This is a genomic window from Mesorhizobium sp. LNHC209A00, assembly GCF_000502915.1.
In the GTDB taxonomy this organism is placed as follows: Bacteria; Pseudomonadota; Alphaproteobacteria; order Rhizobiales; family Rhizobiaceae; genus Mesorhizobium.
Genome location: NZ_AYWT01000006.1, coordinates 185100 through 204125, shown reverse-complemented (window position 1 = coordinate 204125; position 19026 = coordinate 185100). Strand labels below are relative to the sequence as shown.

Here is a 19026-nt window from a genome sequence, read left to right as displayed (position 1 = left end):
CGAGAATCCTCCTTCGGAAGTCGTCAAAGCGTGTAGGGGGATCATTCCTTGGGATAAGGGGATAGCCCCGGAGCGCCGCGCTACCTCCTTTGCCTTTCTTGCTCACAAGCCTCGGCCTTGGAAGAGTGTCGAGGACAATTTCGAACCGGCAACCGTCCAATGACAACAGACGCCTTCGAGAAACAGCCGCACAAGGGAGCGACGATCTGGATTCATCCGTTTCTCCCCGAGCCTGACGACGGCCGGACGACAGTCCTGCATGTCGTTGCCTCGCCCAAGCCCAACAATGCCGGGGCAGTGCTGGCAGACCTGTCGCCCTCGCTTAGGGCAGGAACGACGAACCCTCGCCTGGGAGGCATCTCGAAGCGGTTCATGGATCTGGTCGTGGCAATCTCGGCCCTTGTCATGGCCGCGCCGGTCATGATCGTCGTTGCCCTGCTGATCAGGATAACGACGGGAGGTCCGGCGATGTTCTCACACAGCCGGGTCGGCTTCGGCGGAAAGCCGTTCAATTGCTACAAATTCCGCACCATGGTCGCGAATTCGGACGAAGTTCTCAAAGCATATCTCGAAGCCAATCCCCAGGTCACCGCGGAGTGGGAGGAGACTCACAAGATCAGGGACGATCCCCGCGTCACGTCCCTCGGGTGGATCCTGCGCAAGTCGAGCCTCGACGAACTTCCCCAGCTCTTCAACGTCATCCGTGGCGACATGAGCTGCGTGGGGCCGCGGCCCATCGTGAAGGACGAACTCAAGCGCTATGGCGACCATCTGGAGGAATACCTTCGGACGAGACCAGGCGTTACCGGCCTCTGGCAGGTAAGCGGCAGAAGCAGCATGGACTACCCCAGCCGTGTGGCGCTGGATAGCCAATATGTGCGGAACTGGTCAATCTGGCTCGATCTCGCCATCTTGTTCAGGACCGTGTTTGCGGTGATGCGCTTCGACAGGGCTTCCTAGAACGGGGGATCGTCTGTGTCGGATGGTCCATCCTATCCCGTCTCATTGTTTTTAGCCGGACCCCTGCGACGCCACGAGACTGGCTAAATGCCCCCGGGTGGGCATGGGCGTGGCAAGATCGCATTTTTTCGGGTGAACCCCATGGGACAGGCGGTCACCAAAGTATAGGGTAAAAGAAGTTAGCGTTTTGGGGCGTTAAAGATCTAGAAAGTGGAAAAATAGAAATATTTTAGAGGAGCGGGAGGCTCAATTGGTCGCTAACTTACAGGCGTTGCGAGGCATCGCCGCGATAACGATTTTGCTTTATCATCTTGGACCCATGTTAAACCGCCGTTTTGGCACCGATTTCCACAGCGATATAGGCGCGGAGGGCGTCGACATATTCTTCGTCATTTCCGGCTTCGTGATGGTTTTTGCGTACGCGCAAAAAGAACGTTCCGCCTGGGCGTTCTACGGTGAACGGGTGATCAGAATTGCCCCTCTCTACTGGATGGCAACCCTGGCGCTCATTGTCCTGTTCGGGCTCGGATTCCGGCCGAACGGGCTGCAGGACTATAGCCTGGCCGACATAGTCACGTCGTTTGTGTTTTACCCTAAAGTTCGGCTGGACGGGGAGAAGGCGCCCATTCTGTCGCTCGGGTGGACCTTGATCTACGAAATGTTCTTTTACCTGGTATTTGGCGCGTTCCTCTGGGTTCGCAGCACACGCGACAGAGTGGCGGTTGTTTCGGCGGTCCTCCTCGTTGTCGTGGCGGCTGGGTCGCTGTTCGGACCGGATAGCCCTTTCGCGCTGCGTGTCTATACGAATTCCATTGTGCTGGAGTTCGTCGCCGGATGCTGGCTCGGCTACTGGTATTTGTCCCAGCCAAGGCAGCTCGGGCTGCCCGTCGGCGTTGCGTTCGTTGCAGCAGGCCTGGCCGTGCTTTCCATCGAGTATTACTTACAGGTCTCTTCAAGCGAGTACAGAATCGTAACTTACGGGTTTCCGGCTGTCCTGGTGGTAACGGGCGCCCTGGTTGCTGAGCGCAGTGGGGCGACGACGTGCAACTCGATCGTGCTGCTGGTTGGCGCCGCCAGCTATTCGATGTATCTGTTTCACCCCATGCTGTTGCAGCCGTTCGTAAACTTGGCGGCCAAGATTATGGCCCCAGAGCCAAGAATGGCCATTGTGGTAATGCCACTCGCGGCAGTCACTGCCGTCGTCGTCACAGTAGGAATTCATTTGGGATTGGAGGTCCCTCTGACGCGCTGGCTACGCAACCTCTGGGATCGGGAACGAACGGCCAGGATCCCGGAAGGTTCCGTGATCAGTTGAATATGCGGATTGCAAATGAAATCTTTCCTTTGCAATCCCTTCATCGATCCTAATCTAAGGGAATTCGACTGGTTTCTGTCCCGCACTGAAGAAAACAGTCATAACAATTCTACGAATGTGAACTGCTCAAAAAGCCGAGGCGGCCTACGCTTGGGTCCGTTTCCTATGCACGGAAATCGACAGGCCGACGATGTAGGCGCAAGCCATTGCGAACGCCAGGATGAGGAACCTGGTGATCGTCACGTAGCCCGGCAAGCCAAGGCCATTCCAGACAAGGCTGCCGATCAAGAGCACGGCTGTCCCGGCGATCAGGGCGGGAGCCTTGAACCGCAGTCCCATCAGAACGCCTGCCGCCGATACAGCGACTACACTCATGAGCACCGACATCTCCAGCTGCGACATCACGGGACCGATCGGCTCGCTGCGGCATGGAAAGACCCGCTAGTCGCGTTGGCCACTCCTGTGCAGTTGGTGCGGAAGCCGGTCGAATGATCACTGATATGCGGCCTCAAAAAGCATAGCAAGGGCCAGGATCACTGCATGCACAGTTCACTCAGGCATGACGCGGATCGGCCTGTGCCCCGAGCCCTTCATGGCAGCATCCCTCCTGGCAGAGATAAGCGGCGGCTCGCCGTCCCGAGTGGCCAACAACCGCTTGCGATCTGGCGAGTACGTATCCTCTGACGCATGTCGCGCAACACTGTGCGGCGGTTCTGCGTTTCCATGAAACAGCGAGAGCTGCTCGCAGGCAATCGATCGACGCTCGGGCGGCAGGCTGCCGCCCGAGCCCAAGCTGTGCGGGCTTGATCAGTTGGTGTTCTGGATCGGAAGCGCTTGCCCCTGAATCTCGCCATCCGCAGGGAGGGCGGACAAGGCGGATGTCGGCGCGGGTATCTCGATCTTCACGGTATCGCCCGGCTCGATCGATGTCGTTTCCTCGGCCGCCAGTTCTTGCGAACCATTGGCCGTCATCCTGACGATCTTGAAGATCGGCTTGGCCCTTTCGGCGTGTTCCCTGAGCGCAAGCAGGGCAGGAGCCGTGACCGCGGTTTCGTGCAGCAACTGCGATGCGGTCTCGGCTTTGCTGACAACTTCATTGAGCTGCGACTGCGTCTCCCGCAAGGCCGCGGCGATCTCGTTGGCGTGTTGGTTGTTGAGATTGAGAATCTCGATGTCGGTCTTGCTTATCTCCTGCCTGACCCGCAAGAGCGAGGTTTCGGCGGCCAATCTGTCGCCCTGCATCTGGGCAACCGTCCCTTCCAGATTGAGCTCCCGCGGTGCAACCGCAAGCCCCTTCTGGACAAGGCTCGAAACGCCCGCCAATTCCTTCTGGATAAGCTCGATCTGCTTGTCGCGGAAAGTCAGCTGCTGCTGGAGCGAGTCCAGTTCCTTCTCCAGGAAATCCTTGAGTTCGCTAAGCGAACGCAGTTGCGTTGTCATCGCTTCCTTGCGGACGGCGAAGATCCTGCGTTCCTGCTCCATCGCCACCGCGACCGTTGCGTTCGAAGCCCTGTCCTTCAGCTCCGCAGGAAACGCGATGTCGTCGCTGCCGGCCTGCTCGGCTTCCAGCCGCGCTTTGCGCGCGAGCAGGGTGACGCTGCTCAGCGCCAACAGGCCCACGTCGCCCTGGCCGGCGATGACCTCACGCTCGAGCCTCGGGATGTCATCCTCGCGCGTCCGCAGGCCGCCGGCGATTCCCAGCGCCTGCAGCACCGTCAGTCCGGGTCTGTAGGGGAATTCACCGGGCTGCGTGACGTAGCCGACGATGTAGAACGGTCTGTACTGGGCGATCTCGACAGCGACATCCGGATGGCGGCCGAGGCCCATCTGCTGCATCAGGCGGTCGCCTATTGCGCGGGCGAGGTCGCCCGGCGAGGTGCCCTGCGCGCGTATCTGGCCGACAAATGGCAGGAAGAGCGTGCCGTCGGCGCCGACAACGAAATCGTCGTTGAGAGCGGTCCATTCAAAGATCACATCGCGCGACGCACGCCACTCGTAGACCTTGAGCCTGACCTTGTCCTGAGGACCGAGCAGATACTCGGCAGCCATCGCCGGCAAGGCGAAGGCGGTCGCCGCCGCCAAGGAAGCCGACACCGTTACAAGCCATTTCCGCATTGTCTTTTCCGCCTCAGATTTTCAGGATGTATTCGGGTTCGATTCGCCCCATGGCGACATGCAGGATCGCAAGCATGTTGCCCTTGAGCCTGCCCCTCCGGTCGACATACGGCTCCGGCCGCAGGCTCCTCGCCAGGTTGGCCGCGATGTTCCTGAACATCAGGGGCAGCGCGAAAGAGGCCGGAACGGAGCCTTTCCTGACCAGGTAGATCGCGTTCGCGACCTGGGAGTAGCCGAACCGCTCTCCGCTCACCCGCCCCGTCTTGATGCCGAGATGGACGCCCGAGATCGAGGTCACGCAGACCACGCGCCCCTTGGATCTCATCTGGCTGGTGAAGTCGATGTCTTCCTGCCAGCCGTAGAGGACTAGGCGCTCGTCGAAACGCAGATCTCCCACAAGCGAGGAGCGGAGCGACATGTTGCATCCGTATGCGCCGACATGGTCGACCACCAGCGGTCCCTCATGTTTCTTGCCCTCGGCTTCCCGCAAGGCGGCTTCGGCGGCTTCCCAGGTGAGGCCGGCATTGGTGGCTCCGTCCCTGACCACCATGCCCATCACCACCGCCCATCCGTCATTTTCCGCGAAAGCTTTCTCGATCTGCTCCAGATATTCGGCGGATGGAACGAAATCGTCGTCGAAGAATGTGATGATGTCGGAGCGCCCCAGGGCAGGTACGAGAGCCGTGTTGCGCTGGGCGGCCAGCCCTTTCGGCCCGAAAACGAGTGACACGGGGAAGGGACAGCTTTCCGGCAGTTCGACATGCGTGGCGTCGGGCGCCGACAACACGACCTCGTCTGGAAGTCTCGTCTGGCCGCTCAGATAGCTGAGCAGGCGCGCGACCTGTTCGTTGCGGCCGAGGGTCGGGATGATCACGATGAGTTTCATGGCCGGTCCATCTTCGGTTCCAGCTGACCCTAGACCGGTGACGGGGTCGAAACAGCCTGCATAAAAGGAGACGGAGGGAGCCTGGCTTACCCCCTGGCACCGGCTTTCGGAGTATCCCGGCGAACGGCCGCAGCCATAAGTATTAGTCGAACATGCGCCCGGAGCAGCCTGTAGCCGATCGGAGAACTTGCCGGGGTCGTTGCGAGGGATGGAGACTGCTGGCCTGCCGAGGCAAGGGGGAACCATGCTCCACGAACGCGCTTCCGATCTGGCCCTTGCGGCCAGGGTCGATATGCCCATCGAGGAGGTGCCGGCTGCGCCGAGGCTCGACGTCGACAGATATGCGAGGATAGCCGTCGTTCATGACTGGTGCCCGAATTTCCGGGGTGGTGAACGGGTGCTGGCGCAGATCTGCAAGCAGCTCCCCAATGCCGAAGTCTTCACGCTTTTCGATTTCCTGCCGGCCGACGTGAAGGAGCAATATTTCCACGACGTGGAATTCCATACGTCCGCGGCCAACCGGATCCCGATGGTGCAGAAATTCTATCGGTCGCTTTTCTTCTTTTGTCCCTTCCTGATCGAACAGTTCGACGTGACGGGCTACGACGCGGTGATCTCGTCTTCGGCGGCATTTTCGCGCGGCGTGATCACCAGGCCGGACCAGCCGCATCTTTGTTATGTGCACAGCCCGGTCCGTTACGCCTGGGACGAGCAGTTTTCCTATCTTCAGCAGGGTCGGCTTGGCTTCGGCCCCAAGGGAATGCTCTATCGCTACATGCTCCATCGCCTGAGGACGTGGGATACCAGAACCGCGCATGGCCCGGACCTCATGCTGGCCAACTCCAACTATGTCCGCTCGCGGATCCAGCACATCTACGGACGCGAGGCGCGCGTCGTTTTCCCTCCGGTCTCGCTGAAGGAACTGCCCTGCGTGGAGGACAAGGACGACTACTATGTCTCGGCGTCCTTCCTCGCCCCCTACAAGCGCACCGACCTCGTCATCCGGGCCTTCAACGAGATGCCGTCGCGGCGCCTGGTCATCGTCGGCGAAGGCCAGCAATCGGCCAGCCTGCGGGCACTTGCCGGCCCGAACGTCACTTTTTCCGGATACCTGCCCCGGCAGGATTATGTGGACACCCTGGCGCGGGCAAAGGCGATGGTCTTCGCCGGCTGCGAGGACTTCGGCATCGCCCTGGCCGAGGCACAGGCCTGCGGAACGCCGCTGATCGCTTTCGGCCGCGGCGGAGCGGTCGACATCGTGCAGCGCCTTGGGTCGTCTCCCGAGCCCACCGGCGTGCTGTTCAAGGCCCAGACGGTGGATCACCTCAAGGAGGCGGTCGAACGGTTCGAAGAGAACAGCCACGCCATGACGCCCCGCGCCTGCGCCAGGAATGCGGGACGCTTTTCCGAAGAGAACTTCGATCGCGCCATCCTGGAATCGCTCGGGGCCGTCCAGGCGCTTCACGCGATCATGTGAGTTCGCGTATTCGGACGACCTTCGTTTGCGTGTCGACGCCGTCGGCTGCAGCCATCGCCTCGAGATAGCGCAAGGCCGTCGCTTGCCAACCAAATGCTGAGGCTCTCGCTCGTCCCCGGCGTATCATCTGCGTCCGCTTGTCCTCGCAATCGCGCAGCTGCATGAAACGGTCGAACCATGCTTCCGGGTCGTCGGGCGGCGCAAAAAGCGCCGCGTCCGCGCAGACCTGGGGCAGGCTGGCGCGGTCCGACACCACCACGGGGCAGCCGACCGCCATCGCCTCGAGGGCGGGAAGGCCGAAGCCCTCGGTGAGCGAGGGGAAAGCCAGGCAGAGCGAATCCCCAAGGAGAGCCGCCAGCTCCCCGTCGGAAATACGGCCGAGCCAGTGGATGTTTTGCGCTTTGGCCTTGGCGGATCCCGACCTGAAGACGCGCGCGTCCGACATGCCGACGATTGCGATGCTGAGGCCGGCCGCGGCAAGGCGCTCGGCCATGTTCAGGATGAGTTCCACATTCTTGTGGGGGGCGGCGCTGCCGATCATGACAATGGTTTCCGGCGAGGCCGCCAGCCGGGTTGCCGGGGAATGTTCAGGCATCCATCGCAGGACATGCTCATGGCCGTTCGGGGCTACGAAGGCCCGGTGGGCGGGGACGACGCCGCGGCGGACCAACTCGCCCAGCGAATAGTCGGAAACGGTCGAAATGCCCCACGCGGTTCTGCCGAGACTGGGCAGCAAGGTTCGGTACAAGCTCCTGAAGGCAAGGGAATAGCTCTGCGGAGCATTCCAGACGTTCGCGTCATGGATGCAGACGATATGCTTGCGGGAAAGCAGCGGTCCCGTGTTGCAGAGGCTGAGCAGTCCGCCGCCGCCGAGGGATGAGGGGAGTTGCGTCTGCTCCCAGACGTGGCCGCTCGTGCGGCCGATTTCGACGCGTTCGATGAAAGCGAGCGGGATCTCCTGCGACCCGGGCGGGCAGTGCAGGCGAACGTCGAGACCGCGGGCGAGGGGCCCATGTTCTGCGAGCAAAGCGTCGAGCGAACGGACGACCTCGCCCGCATAACGCTGGACGCCTGTTGTCGGCTGGGAAAGAAAACGCCCATTGATTGTCCAACGCCGCGCCATGCCGTCCCCCTTTGAACTTCCAGTGTGGGGCCTCCAAGGCGGCGGGTCACCATGGCCATCGGGTCATCCGGGTAACCCGGAAATCATCCGGATAGGCGAGGTTTGGAAGTCTGCCTACCTCAAACGTTCGAGGACCTTCGCGCCTCGCGCGATGCTAGTCTGGTCCAGGGCGCCGAGAGGGCCCGGGGAGGCGGAGATGGGTAAAATCGAGTTCGACACGACAGAATCGCCACCGGCACGATCGGCCAGGCGCTTGAATGGACACCGCTCCAGGACACCGCTGGCGACCTCGCTTGCCGGGGACGCCGGATCGCTGATCGGGCATTCGGCATGGACGTGGTCGGACCGGGAAGCGCCGAGGCGGCGCTGGACGATAAACGGGGACTTCACGACACTTCGGCCGACCGGAGTGGCCCGCTACGCCAGCGAAGTGACCATGGCCCTCGACGCTCTCATTTCGGAAGGGCATCCGCTTGGCCGCGACCTGGAGATCGATCTCGTGGTGCCGCGTCCGCTTCCCGAAACCTTCCGCCTCGACGCCATCCCTGTCCGGGTCGTGCCTGAATTCAGCAAGCCGCGTCTCCCCCAATTCTGGGTGCAGGCGCAGTTGCCCTGGCATGTACCGGGAGGATTGCTGAGCTTCTGCAACCTCGCTCCCGTCGCATTGAGGCGCCAGATCGCGTGTATCCACGATATGCATACCAGGCTCATGCCGTCGAGCTACGGGCGGGGTTTCCGATGGGCGCACCGCCTTATCCTGCCGGCGCTCGGCAGGCGGGCCGCCCGCATCACCACCGTCTCGCAGCTCTCGCGCAGCCACCTGTTGGCGTTCGGCATCGCGCCGGACGAAAACATCGTGGTCACCTACAATGGCAGCGACCATGCGAAGAGATGGGATGCGGCGAGATCGTCCCTGACCGTCGACCGCGGCAGACCCTATGTTCTCTGTCTCGGAAGGCGGGACCAAGAGTACAAGAACATGGCGCTTCTCGCCAGGCTTGCCCCGCTCCTCGACGCCATGGGTCTCGATCTCTGGATGCCAGGCGATGTCGACGAGGAAACGATCCTGCGATACCTCCCGGAAATGCCCGGGAACATGGTCTTCCTCGGGCGGATAGGGGACGACGACTTCAAGAAGGCGCTCGAAGGCGCCCTGTGCTTTCTGTTCCCGTCGCGCATCGAGGGGTTTGGGCTGCCCGCCGTCGAGGCGATGGCCTCGGGCTGCCCGGTCGTGGCCTCGACCTCGCCCTGTCTGCCCGAAATCTGTGGGGATTCGGCTCTCTATGCCGATCCCGACGACATCCAATCCTGGGCCGAAACCGTCCGCCTGCTGATGCTCACCCCGGATTTGCGGGAGCGGCTGGTCGCCAAGGGATACGCCAGGGCAAGCAGTTACTCCTGGCGATGGATCGCATGGAAATACCTCGAGCTCATGGTTCAAGTCGACGCCGACTTCGGGGAGTTCAGCGGGTAACCGGCCCGGCAGGGACCGACCTTGCCGGGATAGTCGAAGCGGCGAGAGCGGACGGTTGGTTATGCATGCGCGGGAGCGCAACTATAGCTGGAGCGGCATAGCTCCCTGTCAGATCGCAGTGTGAAGAGGGGCACGATGAACAAACGGATCGATCCGCGCGGATTACGCGCCCCAGGCGGACTGGCGTCCGCCGGCACGCTTCTCTTCGACAGCTCGCTGTCGATCCTGAACAGGACCGGGGCCTATCACATCGCCAAGGACCTGACCCGGGAATTCGTCCCCGGCAGGGCAGGGATCCGGCACTGGCGGCTGGGTTTCTTCGCTCCCGAGGGCCTGGTACGCAAGATTGTCGCCCGGCTGATGATGCTGGAGATCAACTGGCTCCAGGACAGCGAAATCTTCCTGATCCGTGACAAGGTCGACGAACGCGGCACCCGGCTGTTCCTGGACCCGCTCTACGTCCTGAGGTCACGCCTGAGCGAGAACGACATTGTCCTTTGCCACGATGTTGGCCCGCTGACGCATCGCGAACTCTACGACGAACGGACCTGCGCCAACTATCGTCTTGCCTACGAGAAGATCCGGCGCGTTGGGCCAGGCGTCGTTTTCGTCAGCAATTTCTCGGCGCACCACTTCGAGATCCTTTTCGGGTCCGGCTTCCGGTTCCTGAAGACAATCCCGCTTTATCTGCGCACCGAACTGTTCGATGGTCCGGCGGAGGCGGTCCCCGGTGTAAACGGTCCGTTCTTTCTCACCGTCGGCGCGTTCGAAACCCGCAAGAACCAGGTCGCCGCCCTGAAGGCGTATCGAGACGGCGGCTTCCATCGCCAAGGGGTCGGATACGTGTTGTGCGGAACGCGCGGCGACGGCTATGCGGAGATAGCGGAACTCGCGGGCGCCGTCCCGGGGGTGAGGCTCATGGGATATGTTCCCGACGCGCAGTTGCGCTGGCTCTACGCAAATGCCGAGGCATTCGTGCTGCCAAGCCTTCTCGAAGGTTTCGGCATGCCGGCGCTGGAGGCCGCCTATATGGGGCTGCTGCCGATCGTGTCCGCCGGCAGTGCCCTCGTGGAGGCCGTCGGGGGCGTTTGCTCGCAGGTGCAGCCGGATAATCCCGCCGCGATCGCGGAAGTGATGGGGAGAGCGCTTTCGCGAAGCGCCGCGGAGAAAACACAAACAAGCCGCGCGCTGCGCGACACCGCGTCAGCTGCAACCAAGGATCGGTTCCTGCAGCAATGGAGGGACGTGCTGGCTGCGGGGGCAATTCCAGGAAAGGCGTGAAACGGCCTTCCGCTGCAATGGCGCCGACAATTATGTCGGAGCAACTGCATTGCGGAAAATTCGACCGGCATTGACTATTTCGTCGAACAAGGGGTGGCCGGTCACGAACACTCCGACCAGCCAGCCGGCCGCGGCAAGACACCCGGCGAATATCGCCTGTCCTAACGACAGGTCGAAGCTGAAGCCGCCGGCAACGACCATGGCCAGCGGGCCGAGTGTGGTCAACGCGGCGACGACGCCGCTCTTTCGGACGGCGACAGCTATCTCGTCCCACCGCAGCGAAAGCCTGCGACGCACGAAACTCAAGGACACAAAGGCCTGGAACGGCACAATGAACATCAGGCTCAGCGCCGCGCCCATAAGTCCGGCAAGCAGGACCGCGGTCGTCATGACGACCGCCGAGACGGGGACGACGATCAGCGACCTTACGAACATGTCCCTGATCGAGCCCATCGCCATCATCACGGGATGGTTCAGCTCGAAGCTGAAGGTGAAAAGAGACGCCAGCGCGATGACTTGCACCAGCGGTGCAACCGCCTGCCATTGGTGGCCGAGCGCGATGTCCACGACGGGATAGGACAGCGCGGCGACGGCCAGCAATGCCGGCCAGTGAAGCCCGGTGATGATTTCAATGGCATGTAGGTAGGATCGTTTAAGGTCCCCGCCCTGCCTGGCCGAGGCGGAAAAAGCCGGAAGCACAACCGCCATGGCTCCGCCAAGGATCAGTTTGTCGGGTATCTGGCACACCGTCAGCCCGCGGCTGAAGAGCGCCGCCGCATGTGGCGACAGGACACGGCCGAGCAACAGGAGGGGCAAGGCCTCATAGGCCCTGTATAGGAACACGATGGCGCCATTGTACCCGCCGAACGCGGCTATCCTGCGCCATTGCTTGAACGTCGGCTTGAACATCCAGAAATCCGGGCGCAGCGCCAGGGCCAACACGCCGGTGACCGTGCTGCTCGCCAGCCAGGCCCAGGCAAAGCTCATATAGCTGAACCCGGTCAGCGCCAGCGCGACGGTAGCAGCTCCGCCTGTCGCCGCCCCGGCAACGTTGATCATGGCGACCTTTCCGAAAGCCATTTCACGGCGCATCAGCGTGACGACCTGGATGGGCACCAATTCGACGAACAGGCACACCGACACCAGCCGAAGATAAGGCACCAGTTTTTCTTCGTGGAAGGAGGACGCGAGCGCCGGAGCGGCCACAACCAGAAAGGCTGCGATTGCCGCCGTGAGGGCGAGCATCAGGCTGAAGGTCCCGCGGATGTCCTCCCTGCTCAGGACCGGACGCTGGATCATGAAACTCGAGCTGGCGAATTCCCGCGCCGACAGCGCGATGCCGAGGATTGCCAGGCTGATCACCGAGATGCCGATCTCCTCGGGGGTCAGGACGCGGGAAACGGCGGCGACGGTGACAAAGTTCAAGCCGATCACGATGTAACGATCGCCCGTGCTCAGCAGAAGTGCGCGTTTGACGCTCATGAGGATCCTGGATGCCGGCTGCGAGTGAACAAGCCCCGGACGATGACGTCTGGTCTGCCCGCCTCCCAAGGCAGGAGAACATAGGCCGGCGGTCCGAAGTAGAAGCCAAAAGGAAGTAGGTTCGTCCCACATTCGGTTGAGATCGAAGGGCGCGCGCCTGAGGCCGCTTCTGCGGCAGCAAGGCCCTGCATCGCGAGAAGGTCCCGAAGCGGTCGCCCGTACTGGGGTGCCGCCGTCGCCCATAGCGGCCGAAAGGCTATGAGCCGCATTCTAAAGACGTAAGGCGGATGAAGCCGGTCTCCCAATAGTCAGATTGTTGCGACCCGCGACGAGGATAGTGTTGCAGCCTCGTGAGAACCGGGACACTGAATATGTTGAAATGTGCGTTGATCGGGGCGGCTTGCCTGCTCGCCATGGCCTCGTCGGCCTCCGGCGACATTCTCTGGGGGGCTAACGGCCACCCGATTACGGCCTATCCAGGCATCTCGGTCGAGCGTCAGTTCGACTACCTCGAAGACCTGGGGATGAAGTCCTACCGCGTGAACATTTCCGACCTTTCCTCGGCGGACAGGCTGGCGGAAATCGTGGCGGAGGGCAAGAAGCACGGCATCNCGTGAACATTTCCGACCTTTCCTCGGCGGACAGGCTGGCGGAAATCGTGGCGGAGGGCAAGAAGCACGGCATCGAGGTGCTGCCCGTCATCACCCCCGGCAATGTCGACCTTGATAAAGACAACACCGACGAGCTCTACGCCAAGACGCGCGCTCTGGCGGTCGCATTGGGATCCCGGTTTAAGGATGACATCCGCGCCTGGGAACTGGGCAACGAGATGGAGAACTACGCCATCATCAAAGCTTGCGAGAAGCGCGATGACGGCACCACATATCCCTGCGAATGGGGTCCGGCCGGCGGCACCGGAGTGCTGGACTATTTCGGCCCGCGCTGGGCCAAGGTCAGCGCCGTCCTGAAGGGATTGTCCGACGGCATGAGCGAAGTCGACCCGGGCATTCGCAAGGCGATGGGCACTGCGGGGTGGGGCCACACCGGGGCATTCGAACGAATGAAGCAGGACGGCATCAAATGGGACATCTCGGTCTGGCATATGTATGGCCAGGATCCCGAGCCCGCCTTCAAGGTGCTCGCCAGCTACGGGAAGCCGATCTGGGTCACCGAATTCAACAATCCTTACGGAAGCCGGCAAAGCGAAAGACAGCAGGCCGAAGGACTGATGCAGTCCATGCTTCGGCTGCGCCAGCTGCAGGCCAAGTACAACGTGGAAGCCGCTCACATCTATGAGCTTCTGGATGAAGCCTATTGGGCGCCCGACTTCGAAGCATCGATGGGGTTGGTCAGGCTTGTCGGCTCGGCGGAGCGCGGCTGGAGCCCGGCAGGGCCTAAGGCCGCATACATTGCGGTGAGGGACTTGATACTCGGCCCGAGGCCGCTGCCGAGGCCGGAGCGCGGCTGCGATTTCGCGGACAGCGGCAAGATCGTGACCGCCACCATGCGCCAGGCGAGTTTTAGTCATTGCCTGATACTGGGGCGCAAGGCCAGCGATGAAGATATCGAACGGTGGTCCGCTGCCCTGGACGACGGCTCGGCCGATGTCCCCAAAATGATGATCGACCTGATGCATTCGCGGGAATTCTTGAGGAAGTATTCCATCATCGGCCTGAGCGACCGTGCCTATGTCGGCTTCCTCTACCGGCTGCTCATGGACAGGGACGGCGACGGGTACGGGCTGGACGTCTATTCCAAACAGCTGCGGGACGGCTCGATGTCGAGGGATTCCATAGCCCGCGGCATGATCACCTCCAGCGAATTCACCGACAAGTATGCCGTCCACCTCGCCGCGACCGCGAAAACGGCCCCCGCCGCCGAAATGGCAAACTAGCCTGCGGCTGAAGAGGTCTGGACCGTCATGGATCTGCGCTTCTGTGGTCTCGCATTTTGCATGCTGGCTGCGACGACCCTGGTCGGCCATGCCTGCGAAGCGCCCATGGCGGCCCAGCAGCCGTTCCCTCTGCGCGTGGAACCCGGCAAGCGATATCTGGAAGACGCTGCCGGCTGTGCCTTTCTGATCAATGGCGACGCCGCGTGGTCGCTGATCGCCGATTTGACCCGCGAGGATGCGGATGTCTACCTTCGTGACCGGCGGGCACGCGGGTTCAACACGGTGCTGATCAACCTCATCGAGCATCGCTTTGCCCGCAACGCTCCCGCCAATGCCTATGGCGACCGCCCTTTCCTTCGCGATGGCGACTTCAGCGCCCCCAACGAAGCCTATTTCAGGCATGCCGACTGGGTCTTGCGCAGGGCGCGCGATCTCGGTTTCGTGGTGCTGCTCGTTCCTTCCTATCTCGGCTATGGCGGAGGGGACCAGGGCTGGTACCAGGAGATGGCCGCCGGCGGCGAGAAAAGCCTGCGAGCCTACGGCCGATTCGTCGGACAGCGCTATGGCGGCCTCGCAAACATCATCTGGGTGGAGGGCGGCGACTACAATCCGCCGGACAAGAGCCTGGTCAGGGCGGTCGCGGAAGGGATCCGGGAAATCGACCCGAATGCCTTGCAAACCGTGCACAACGCGCCCGAAACGGCGGCTCTGGATTACTGGCGGGGCGAACCGTGGCTTTCCGTGGACAATGTCTACACCTACGAGCCCGTCCACGCGGCGGCGCTTGTCCAGCACGCCTCGGGCGAGATGCCGTATTTCCTGATGGAGAGCGCCTACGAAAACGAGTTCGGCGCGGACGCGCACCGCGTGCGGGTGCAGGCCTACCAGGCGGTTCTTTCCGGCGCTTCGGGACAAATATTCGGCAACAACCCGATCTGGCACTTCGGCGGTCCGGGCCTCTGGCCGGCGGACACGACCTGGCAGCAGGCGCTCGACAGTCCGGGGGCCAGGAGCATGCAGGTTCTCCATCAATATTTTTCGTCGATCAGATGGTGGGAACTCGAACCTGATACGGGAAACGACTTCCTCATCGCGGGACAGGGCAGCTACCAGGCCCGGACGATGTCGGCGCGGAGCAAGGATGGGTCGTTCGCACTCGTCTACCTTCCCAACGGGAGGGGCATTACCCTCGACCTTGAAAAGCTCGCCGGGCCGCAAGTCTCGGCTCGCTGGATCGATCCTTCCACGGGAGGGAGCGAGGCGGCTCCCGGGTCACCGTTTTCCATGAATGTCCGGTATTTCGTGCCGCCAAAAGGCGATCACACCGATTGGATGCTGGAACTCCGTACGCAACCGGTACAAAGCCAATGACCGCCAGGAACGACGCCGCAGACAGCTTTGACAGCCTGGCGAGCACCGGTGCGATCGGAGCGGCGTCCCGTCAGCCAAGCGGCCACCGCACGGAGGTGCTCCGGGCGCCGCGAAGAATAACATTGTTCGGGCTCTTCGGCTCCGGCAATTTCGGCAATGAAGGTTCGCTCGAAGCAATGGTCGGGTTTCTGAGGAGAGAGAGGCCCGAGGCGGACCTTTCATGCGTCTGCGGCGAACCCGAGGTGGTCAAACGGACTTTTGGGATCGAGACCTCGCCGATCCGGCGGAACGGGCCTGCGGCGGGCCTGTCCGGACGCATCAACCGGCTGCTCCTGAAAATCCCCGGAAAACTTGCCGATTTCGCGCAGACGGTTAGCCGCATCCGCAAGTCCGACGTGATGATCTTCCCAGGCACCGGAATCCTGGACGATTTCGGGGAGAGGCCGGCGGGCATGCCTTACGACATCCTCAAATGGTGTCTCGCCGCTCGCCTCGTCGGCACGCGCATCGCCTTTGTCAGCATCGGGGCCGGCCCGATCAGGAACCGGCTGAGCCGCTTGCTGATGACGTCGGCGGCCCGCCTGGCTCATTACCGGTCCTACCGCGACCTGCAATCCAGGGAATTCATGGAAAGCGTCGGCTTCGACACCCGTGGAGACGCGATCTATCCAGACCTCGCCTTCGGCCTGCCCGCGCCAATTCGATCTCCTCGGACTCGGCCGGGGGCGCTGAAGGTGGGCGTCGGCATCATGGCCTATCGCGGCTGGTACGGCTTTGCCGAAGGCGGTCAGTCGATCCTTACCGGCTATATCGGCAAACTGGCGCGTTTCGTCGTCCACCTCCTCGACAGCGGCCACGATGTCCGGCTTCTCATAGGCGACGAAGAAGACAGCATCGCCGTCGACGCGCTCCGGGCGGCCGTGGGTGATCTGCGGCCCGGCTCGAGGCTGGCGCACGAACAGGTCCATTCGCTGGGCGACGTCATGGGGCAGATGGCGCTGACCGACATCGTCGTCGCCACGCGGTTCCACAACATCGTCTGCGCATTGATGATGCGCAGGCCGACCATCTCGCTGAGCTACGCGAGGAAGAACGATGTGCTGATGGAAGAAATGGGCCTGGGCGAGTACTGCCAGCATGTCGAGACCTTCAATGTCGAAACGTTGATCGCGCAGTTTTCGCAGCTGGCGGCTGCCAGGGAAAAGCACGAACAGGCAATTGGCGAGCGTCTCGTCGAGTTCAGGGAGCAGGTCGACAGGCAGGACGCCTGCCTCCTCTCCGGCGTGATCGGTTGAAGCGCATGGTGTTGATCGCCCGCATTGCCCCTCCAGGCAATGCGCAACCGGCGTTCATCCGAAAGTTGCGGACCAGGAGTAGGGGCTACATCCATCGTCTGAAGGTCAACAATGACGTCGAAATGCTAGTCTGTTGCGGTCTCACTCGTGCGAGCAACATCATCGATGGAAACAATGCTGAAGAAGCCTATAAGGACGCCAGCGAGCCTGGCAATCCTCATCCTCATCGGAGGTTCTGATTGATGGCCAGCGTCGACATTGTCATCCCTTGCTACAATTATGCGCACTTCCTGCCGCAATGCGTTCAAAGCGTTCTTGTCCAGGGAGTCGAGGATGTCAGGATCGTCATCATCGACAACGCCTCCACCGACGACAGCGTCGAGGTGGCGCATCGGCTGGCGGCGACGGATGACAGGATCGAGGCCATCTGGCATCCGGTGAATGTCGGTTCCCATGCTTCGTTCAACGAAGGCGTGGATTTGGCCCGCGCCGATTATTTCATGATCCTCTGCGCCGATGACTTGCTCATGCCGGGAGCCCTTCGCCTTGGGATGGCGCTCCTCGACCGCTTCAAGGAGGTATCGTTCGTGCTGGGCAAGCACATGGCGCCATGGGTCGGGAACGACCTTCCCACCCTGTCTGCGCAGGCCGACGGCTGGACCCTGACGGATGGCAACCGGCTGATCGAGACCTGCTGCCGGAAGATGAAATTCAACCTGACCGCCCATGCCATGCTCGTGCGGACATCGGTGCAGAAGGCAGTCGGCCACTATCGGCCGTCCGTCCCTCTGCTCGACGACCTGGAGATGGCTCTGCGCCTGGCCCGCTTCGGATCCGTTGCGGAGCTGTCCGTGCCGCTGGCGATAACGCGCGAACACACGACCAATATCTCTCAAGTCATGTGGCAGGACGGGCTCCGCAGACTGCAGGAGTATGAAACCGTGCTGGAGAGCTTCTTTGCTCACGAAGGCAGCACCATGCCCAACGCGCCGGCGCTTCATCGCATGGTCCGGCGCCATCTGGCGGCGGCCGCTTACTGGTCGGCGCTATCGCATCTGATAAGGGGCAAGCGCGCGGCTGGCGCCAAACTTTTCAAATTCGGCCGGAGGCTTGACCCGGCCTCCATGTTTCTGCCGCCCATCGGTCATCTGTTCACGGCGGACGGCTCCCTCAAACGTGCGAGACGGGTCATCTTGGAGGTTCTTGGAGCGACGCGCCCTTAGCCGTGTTTCTCGGAATTTTGCAAAGCGCTCAACATCGATTGGGCAATAGATGTCGGATCTGATCGTGACCTTGCCATTTGCCCAACAAAACCAACGCGAAAAAACCTCCGGCAAGGTGGCGGTGGTTCTGGTCACGGACCAGAACTACTTTCTTCCGACGTTCGCAACGGCATTGTCCGCCGATGCCCATACTGGCGGCGACATCTCCATTTATCTGTTCGTCGTCAATGCGAAACAGGCGTGGTTACAGCAATTCGGCGCGGCTGTTTCCGGGACGAAGATATCAATCAAGGCGGCGAGCTTCCCGCAGCTGGCTGAACTCTCCCGATTTCACCGTGACGTCGTTCCCCCGATAGCGCTGGCACGGTTGTGGATCGGCTCGTTGTTGGAAGAGGATATCGGGCGCCTTCTGTACATCGACGGCGACACCATGGTGGACGACGAGCTCGACAGCCTGTTAGCAATTTCGCCGCCCGAGCACGGTCTGATGGCGGTACCGGACTTCATGAGAATTTACATTGATGAATTGAGCCTGTCTAAAAGGAAAGACATAGCCCATCTGACAGATTTGGGCTGCAGTCCGACGGCATATTTCAATTCAGGCGTAATATATGCATCGAAAAATGCGTGGAATTCCATAGCATCGTCGGCCATCAAGTTTCTGCGTGAGCATCCGGACCGCTGCATCGCGTCCGATCAAAGCGCGCTCAATCACGCGGCGCAGGGAAACGTCGACTTTCTGCCTCTTCGCTACAATTATCAGAGCGAATACATGATGGCGTTGGATCCGCGCGAGCTGGGATTCAAGCCAACGATCTGGCACTTCGTCGGCGCGCCCAAGCCGTGGGACGCACCCGGCTGGCCCTGGGATGAGTATTTCAACAAATTCTATCGCCAGGCGGAGTCGGTGCTGCGAAACTGCAGCGTCACGCTTCCGGTCCCTCCAAAGGCGCAGATAGTTGCGGGTCTTTCCCATCGGGAGCGCAACAGATTTCGCATGAAGTGGGTGTATCCTTGGCGCAGATACACACGCAGGCGAAAGATACTGTCCTTGCTTTCGCAGTGACGCGGCGGCCGCGAACCCGGAGCCGGACGGCGCCATGTCGTCGAAGTAGGTCCATACGATCCGA

At 61.7% G+C, this 19026-nt stretch carries 15 protein-coding genes; 10 read left to right on the top strand and 5 right to left on the bottom strand.

All coding sequences use genetic code 11. The features are described 5' to 3' along the window. Window positions 1-159: 159 nt before the first annotated feature. Together X739_RS149035 and X739_RS149040 are read left to right on the top strand one after the other, a co-directional pair. Window positions 160-960 (top strand): sugar transferase, encoded by an 801-nt coding sequence (locus tag X739_RS149035; protein WP_023774777.1) that lies wholly within the window; start codon window positions 160-162, stop codon window positions 958-960. A 250-nt stretch (window positions 961-1210) separates the two neighbouring features. Continuing rightward, window positions 1211-2275, top strand: coding sequence for an acyltransferase (locus X739_RS149040; RefSeq protein WP_023794947.1), 1065 nt, complete (start codon window positions 1211-1213; stop codon window positions 2273-2275). A gap of 144 nt (window positions 2276-2419) precedes the next feature. Here X739_RS149040 and X739_RS149045 read toward each other — a convergent pair whose 3' ends face one another. From X739_RS149045 to X739_RS149055, 3 genes are all read right to left on the bottom strand, one after another. Further along, window positions 2420-2650: a hypothetical protein gene (locus X739_RS149045; protein WP_140717095.1), complete on the bottom strand. Its 231-nt coding sequence runs from the start codon at window positions 2648-2650 to the stop codon at window positions 2420-2422. A gap of 432 nt (window positions 2651-3082) precedes the next feature. After that, window positions 3083-4390: a polysaccharide biosynthesis/export family protein gene (locus tag X739_RS149050; RefSeq protein WP_023794946.1), complete on the bottom strand. Its 1308-nt coding sequence runs from the start codon at window positions 4388-4390 to the stop codon at window positions 3083-3085. A 13-nt stretch (window positions 4391-4403) separates the two neighbouring features. Continuing rightward, window positions 4404-5276 carry a glycosyltransferase gene (locus X739_RS149055; RefSeq protein WP_023794945.1) on the bottom strand — a complete coding sequence of 291 codons (873 nt, stop codon included), beginning with the start codon at window positions 5274-5276 and terminating at the stop codon, window positions 4404-4406. Window positions 5277-5568: 292 nt separating this feature from the next. Here X739_RS149055 and X739_RS149060 point away from each other — a divergent pair, with 292 nt between their 5' ends. After that, a complete protein-coding gene (locus tag X739_RS149060) occupies window positions 5569-6753 on the top strand; it encodes a glycosyltransferase (protein WP_051407744.1) in 1185 nt (394 codons plus the stop codon). Here the strand turns inward: X739_RS149060 and X739_RS149065 are convergent. Further along, window positions 6746-7876: a glycosyltransferase family 1 protein gene (locus X739_RS149065; RefSeq protein ID WP_023794944.1), complete on the bottom strand. Its 1131-nt coding sequence runs from the start codon at window positions 7874-7876 to the stop codon at window positions 6746-6748. The two genes, X739_RS149060 and X739_RS149065, sit on opposite strands and share 8 nt — an antisense overlap. Window positions 7877-8072: 196 nt before the next feature. On the opposite strand from X739_RS149065, the gene X739_RS149070 reads away from it, so the two are divergent. Together X739_RS149070 and X739_RS149075 are read left to right on the top strand one after the other, a co-directional pair. Beyond that, on the top strand, window positions 8073-9350 hold the full coding sequence (locus tag X739_RS149070; protein ID WP_023794943.1) for a glycosyltransferase family 1 protein: 1278 nt from the start codon (window positions 8073-8075) through the stop codon (window positions 9348-9350). 135 nt (window positions 9351-9485) lie between these two features. Beyond that, complete coding sequence (locus X739_RS149075) at window positions 9486-10631, top strand: glycosyltransferase (protein ID WP_023794942.1); 1146 nt, start codon at window positions 9486-9488, stop codon at window positions 10629-10631. Between the two features lie 30 nt (window positions 10632-10661). On the opposite strand, the gene X739_RS149080 is transcribed toward X739_RS149075, so the two are convergent. Then, window positions 10662-12113 carry an oligosaccharide flippase family protein gene (locus tag X739_RS149080; protein ID WP_023781617.1) on the bottom strand — a complete coding sequence of 484 codons (1452 nt, stop codon included), beginning with the start codon at window positions 12111-12113 and terminating at the stop codon, window positions 10662-10664. An 829-nt stretch (window positions 12114-12942) separates the two neighbouring features. Between X739_RS149080 and X739_RS1000000170565 the strand changes: the two genes are divergently transcribed. From X739_RS1000000170565 to X739_RS149100, 5 genes are all read left to right on the top strand, one after another. Beyond that, on the top strand, window positions 12943-14007 hold the full coding sequence (locus X739_RS1000000170565; RefSeq protein ID WP_348625758.1) for a DUF4214 domain-containing protein: 1065 nt from the start codon (window positions 12943-12945) through the stop codon (window positions 14005-14007). 60 nt (window positions 14008-14067) lie between these two features. Next, window positions 14068-15378 carry a DUF4038 domain-containing protein gene (locus X739_RS149085; RefSeq protein ID WP_031252087.1) on the top strand — a complete coding sequence of 437 codons (1311 nt, stop codon included), beginning with the start codon at window positions 14068-14070 and terminating at the stop codon, window positions 15376-15378. Window positions 15379-15500: 122 nt separating this feature from the next. Continuing rightward, window positions 15501-16673: a polysaccharide pyruvyl transferase family protein gene (locus tag X739_RS149090; RefSeq protein ID WP_245273875.1), complete on the top strand. Its 1173-nt coding sequence runs from the start codon at window positions 15501-15503 to the stop codon at window positions 16671-16673. 242 nt (window positions 16674-16915) lie between these two features. Then, window positions 16916-17896: a glycosyltransferase family A protein gene (locus X739_RS149095; RefSeq protein WP_023781621.1), complete on the top strand. Its 981-nt coding sequence runs from the start codon at window positions 16916-16918 to the stop codon at window positions 17894-17896. Window positions 17897-17945: 49 nt separating this feature from the next. Then, window positions 17946-18962 (top strand): glycosyltransferase, encoded by a 1017-nt coding sequence (locus X739_RS149100; RefSeq protein WP_023794939.1) that lies wholly within the window; start codon window positions 17946-17948, stop codon window positions 18960-18962. The last annotated feature ends 64 nt before the right edge of the window (window positions 18963-19026 follow it).